Below are 3,158 nucleotides of genomic sequence, written 5' to 3'. Positions count from 1 at the left end.
TTTTTTCGGTAGCCTATCAATTCAAATTGCCTAAAGTTTATTTGGCCATTCCTATGTTGGCCTCTCTTTCAGTAGCGCATGGTTTTTTGCCTCCACACCCTTCACCCATGGCATTAAGCAATCTCCTTAATGCAGAAATTGGTTTGGTGCTGACTTATGGAATATTAATTTCAATCCCCACTATTCTCATTGCAGGTTTGTTGTTCTCTAATGTTTTAAAAAATATTAAACCCAACTCCGAAAACACGATTGTACCCGTTGAACAATCCATCGAAGCAACAACAAAACCAAGTTTTTTGGTGAGTATCTTTTCTTCCTTATTTCCAGTTTTCGGATTAACCCTTACATCATTATTACCTCTTGTTTGGAAAAATGAACAAGTAAGCATTATCTGTAAAACCATTGGAGAACCCAGTAATATTATGCTACTTTCTTTAATCATTTGCACTTATACTTTAGGGTTACGCACCGGAAAAAGTATGAAGGCGATTTCTGAAGATTATGTGATGGCTATCAAAGATGTGGCACTAATATTACTAATAATTGGTGGCGCAGGAAGCCTAAAAGAAGTAATGATCGTTAGTGGTGTTAGCCAAACGGTTGTAGAAAATTTAATAACCACAGACATTCATCCCTACTTACTTGCTTGGTTAATCACCGCATTAATTCGAATTTGTATTGGTTCGGCTACAGCAGCGGGCTTAATGACTGCAGGGGTTTTAGTGCCACTACTACAATTGAAAGAGCTAGATCCTAACCTATTAGTTTTGTCCATAGGAGCCGGTAGCTTGATGTGTTCTCATGTCAACGACCCTGGTTTTTGGATGTTTAAAGAATACTTTAATACCAGCATGAAAGACACAATTAAATCATGGACCGTCATGGAATCTTTGGTGTCTGTACTTGGAATTGTTTTCATTTTTATACTCAACTTTATTATACATTAATATCATGAACATATTACCACAAGAAAAATTTGAAACGCTAGGCCTATCATTACCGCCAGCACCTATGCCTCTTGGAATATATAAACCTTACTTAGTTGAAGGAAAATACCTATACATTTCTGGTCACGGCCCTGTAAGAAATGACAAATCCCTTATTATAGGACGCATAGGAGAAGATATGGATATCGAGGAAGGAAAATTGGCCGCTAAGCAAGTAGGCTTAACCATGCTATCTACTATTATCACAAATTTCGGGAGCCTAAACAAGGTAAAGAGAGTTATAAAAGTACTAGGAATGGTCAATTGCAATTCCGATTTTTTATTACATCCGTATGTAATTAATGGTTGCAGTGAATTGTTTGCCGAAGTATGGGGGCAAGAAAACGGAATTGGAGTGAGAAGTGCCGTGGGAATGGGTTCTTTACCCGATAACATCCCTGTAGAAGTTGAAGCAATTTTTGAATTATACTAATACATCACAAATGAATAACGAAAGTACACAAGCAAAAGTGGTTGCTTTTGGCGAACTCTTATTACGAATGAGCGTTACCAATGGATTTAGATTTACTCAGGCAAATGAAATGCGTATTCAAACAGGAGGTGCCGAGTCAATATGTGTGTATCCTACTTTCGCAATTAGGCATACAGACCAATATTTGACTCGGCACCTCCTGTTTGAATACGCATTTCATTTGCCTGAGTAAATCTAAATCCATTGGTAACGCTCATTCGTAATAAGAGTTCGCCAAAAGCAACCACTTTTGCTTGTGTACTTTCGTTATTCATTTGTGATGTATTAGTATAATTCAAAAATTGCTTCAACTTCTACAGGGATGTTATCGGGTAAAGAACCCATTCCCACGGCACTTCTCACTCCAATTCCGTTTTCTTGCCCCCATACTTCGGCAAACAATTCACTGCAACCATTAATTACATACGGATGTAATAAAAAATCGGAATTGCAATTGACCATTCCTAGTACTTTTATAACTCTCTTTACCTTGTTTAGGCTCCCGAAATTTGTGATAATAGTAGATAGCATGGTTAAGCCTACTTGCTTAGCGGCCAATTTTCCTTCCTCGATATCCATATCTTCTCCTATGCGTCCTATAATAAGGGATTTGTCATTTCTTACAGGGCCGTGACCAGAAATGTATAGGTATTTTCCTTCAACTAAGTAAGGTTTATATATTCCAAGAGGCATAGGTGCTGGCGGTAATGATAGGCCTAGCGTTTCAAATTTTTCTTGTGGTAATATGTTCATGATATTAATGTATAATAAAGTTGAGTATAAAAATGAAAACAATTCCAAGTACAGACACCAAAGATTCCATGACGGTCCATGATTTAATTGTGTCTTTCATGCTGGTATTAAAGTATTCTTTAAACATCCAAAAACCAGGGTCGTTGACATGAGAACACATCAAGCTACCGGCTCCTATGGACAAAACTAATAGGTTAGGATCTAGCTCTTTCAATTGTAGTAGTGGCACTAAAACCCCTGCAGTCATTAAGCCCGCTGCTGTAGCCGAACCAATACAAATTCGAATTAATGCGGTGATTAACCAAGCAAGTAAGTAGGGATGAATGTCTGTGGTTATTAAATTTTCTACAACCGTTTGGCTAACACCACTAACGATCATTACTTCTTTTAGGCTTCCTGCGCCACCAATTATTAGTAATATTAGTGCCACATCTTTGATAGCCATCACATAATCTTCAGAAATCGCCTTCATACTTTTTCCGGTGCGTAACCCTAAAGTATAAGTGCAAATGATTAAAGAAAGTAGCATAATATTACTGGGTTCTCCAATGGTTTTACAGATAATGCTTACTTGTTCATTTTTCCAAACAAGAGGTAATAATGATGTAAGGGTTAATCCGAAAACTGGAAATAAGGAAGAAAAGATACTCACCAAAAAACTTGGTTTTGTTGTTGCTTCGATGGATTGTTCAACGGGTACAATCGTGTTTTCGGAGTTGGGTTTAATATTTTTTTAAAACATTAGAGAACAACAAACCTGCAATGAGAATAGTGGGGATTGAAATTAATATTCCATAAGTCAGCACCAAACCAATTTCTGCATTAAGGAGATTGCTTAATGCCATGGGTGAAGGGTGTGGAGGCAAAAAACCATGCGCTACTGAAAGAGAGGCCAACATAGGAATGGCCAAATAAACTTTAGGCAATTTGAATTGATAGGCTACCGA

Annotated in this window: 5 protein-coding genes and 1 pseudogene; 2 read left to right on the top strand and 4 right to left on the bottom strand. The window is 37.4% G+C overall.

What is annotated here, in order from left to right:
* A partial coding sequence (locus BXU11_RS17445; RefSeq protein WP_078213401.1) for a gluconate:H+ symporter occupies positions 1–947 on the top strand: 947 nt, incomplete at its 5' end.
* A gap of 4 nt (positions 948–951) precedes the next feature.
* Positions 952–1,419 (top strand): RidA family protein, encoded by a 468-nt coding sequence (locus BXU11_RS17440; RefSeq protein ID WP_078212036.1) that lies wholly within the window; start codon positions 952–954, stop codon positions 1,417–1,419.
* A gap of 164 nt (positions 1,420–1,583) precedes the next feature.
* Here BXU11_RS17440 and BXU11_RS17950 read toward each other — a convergent pair whose 3' ends face one another.
* The 4 genes and pseudogenes from BXU11_RS17950 to BXU11_RS18530 all read right to left on the bottom strand — a co-directional run.
* Entirely contained in the window at positions 1,584–1,733 is a 150-nt protein-coding gene (locus tag BXU11_RS17950; protein ID WP_189318567.1) for a hypothetical protein, read from the bottom strand.
* Between the two features lie 10 nt (positions 1,734–1,743).
* Entirely contained in the window at positions 1,744–2,211 is a 468-nt protein-coding gene (locus BXU11_RS17430; protein WP_078212036.1) for a RidA family protein, read from the bottom strand.
* Between the two features lie 4 nt (positions 2,212–2,215).
* A complete protein-coding gene (locus BXU11_RS17425) occupies positions 2,216–2,863 on the bottom strand; it encodes a hypothetical protein (protein WP_255373980.1) in 648 nt (215 codons plus the stop codon).
* A gap of 70 nt (positions 2,864–2,933) precedes the next feature.
* A pseudogene (locus tag BXU11_RS18530) lies at positions 2,934–3,158 on the bottom strand (gluconate transporter); the annotation flags it as partial.

The organism is Flavobacterium sp. LM5, from assembly GCF_002017945.1.
GTDB classification, from domain to species: Bacteria; Bacteroidota; Bacteroidia; order Flavobacteriales; family Flavobacteriaceae; genus Flavobacterium; species Flavobacterium succinicans.
The sequence above is the reverse complement of the archived record's forward strand: the minus strand, read 5'-3'. Positions and strand labels throughout refer to the sequence as shown.

Bases quoted from the DNA above. Each gene is read 5' to 3' on its own strand.
- BXU11_RS17440 (WP_078212036.1), top strand. From the start codon at position 952: ATGAACATATTACCACAAGAAAAATTTGAAACGCTAGGCCTATCATTA.
- BXU11_RS17950 (WP_189318567.1), bottom strand. From the start codon at position 1,733: ATGAATAACGAAAGTACACAAGCAAAAGTGGTTGCTTTTGGCGAACTC.
- BXU11_RS17430 (WP_078212036.1), bottom strand. From the start codon at position 2,211: ATGAACATATTACCACAAGAAAAATTTGAAACGCTAGGCCTATCATTA.